Here is a 1,691-nt window from a genome sequence, read left to right on the forward strand (position 1 = left end):
GGACGTTCTGGACGCCATGCTGGCCGTTATCATCCGTGACGCCAGAAAGATTGGGCAGAAAAAACGGCTCCGCTCGCTGAAGGATCTGGATAAATCTGCATTGGCGCTCGCCAGCGCATGTTCGTACCTGCTGAAAGAAGAAACACCGGACGAATCGATTCGTGCTGAGGTGTTCAGCTACATCCCAAGGCAAAAGCTGGCTGAAATCATCACGCTTGTCCGTGAAATTGCCCGGCCCTCAGACGATAATTTTCATGAAGAAATGGTGGAGCAGTACGGGCGCGTTCGTCGTTTCCTGCCCCATCTGCTGAATACCGTTAAATTTTCATCCGCACCTGCCGGGGTTACCACTCTGAATGCCTGTGACTACCTCAGCCGGGAGTTCAGCTCACGGCGGCAGTTTTTTGACGACGCACCAACGGAAATTATCAGTCGGTCATGGAAACGGCTGGTGATTAACAAGGAAAAACATATCACCCGCAGGGGATACACGCTCTGCTTTCTCAGTAAACTGCAGGATAGTCTGAGGCGGAGGGATGTCTACGTTACCGGCAGTAACCGGTGGGGAGATCCTCGTGCAAGATTACTACAGGGTGCTGACTGGCAGGCAAACCGGATTAAGGTTTATCGTTCTTTGGGGCACCCGACAGACCCGCAGGAAGCAATAAAATCTCTGGGTCATCAGCTTGATAGTCGTTACAGACAGGTTGCTGCACGTCTTTGCGAAAATGAGGCTGTCGAACTCGATGTTTCTGGCCCGAAGCCCCGGTTGACAATTTCTCCCCTCGCCAGTCTTGATGAGCCGGACAGTCTGAAACGACTGAGCAAAATGATCAGTGATCTACTCCCTCCGGTGGATTTAACGGAGTTGCTGCTCGAAATTAACGCCCATACCGGATTTGCTGATGAGTTTTTCCATGCTAGTGAAGCCAGTGCCAGAGTTGATGATCTGCCCGTCAGCATCAGCGCCGTGCTGATGGCTGAAGCCTGCAATATCGGTCTGGAACCACTGATCAGATCAAATGTTCCTGCACTGACCCGAGACCGGCTGAACTGGACAAAAGCGAACTATCTGCGGGCTGAAACTATCACCAGCGCTAATGCCAGACTGGTTGATTTTCAGGCAACGCTGCCACTGGCACAGATATGGGGTGGAGGAGAAGTGGCATCTGCAGATGGAATGCGCTTTGTTACGCCAGTCAGAACAATCAATGCCGGACCGAACCGCAAATACTTTGGTAATAACAGAGGGATCACCTGGTACAACTTTGTGTCCGATCAGTATTCCGGCTTTCATGGCATCGTTATACCGGGGACGCTGAGGGACTCTATCTTTGTGCTGGAAGGTCTTCTGGAACAGGAGACCGGGCTGAATCCAACCGAAATTATGACCGATACAGCAGGTGCCAGCGAACTTGTCTTTGGCCTTTTCTGGCTGCTGGGATACCAGTTTTCTCCACGCCTGGCTGATGCCGGTGCTTCGGTTTTCTGGCGAATGGACCATGATGCCGACTATGGCGTGCTGAATGATATTGCCAGAGGGCAATCAGATCCCCGAAAAATAGGGCACTGTTGCAAATAGTCGGTGGTGATAAACTTATCATCCCCTTTTGCTGATGGAGCTGCACATGAACCCATTCAAAGGCCGGCATTTTCAGCGTGACATCATTCTGTGGGCCGTACGCTGGTAC

General features: G+C 51.8%; 1 pseudogene. It reads left to right on the plus strand.

Annotated features, from left to right (window positions below):
- Positions 1 to 1,552, plus strand: a pseudogene (locus tag MXE41_RS12920) (Tn3-like element Tn3 family transposase); the annotation flags it as partial.
- Positions 1,553 to 1,691: the final 139 nt, after the last annotated feature.

It is taken from the genome of Anaerobiospirillum sp. NML120449 (assembly GCF_023051105.1).
Lineage (GTDB): Bacteria > Pseudomonadota > Gammaproteobacteria > Enterobacterales > Succinivibrionaceae > Anaerobiospirillum.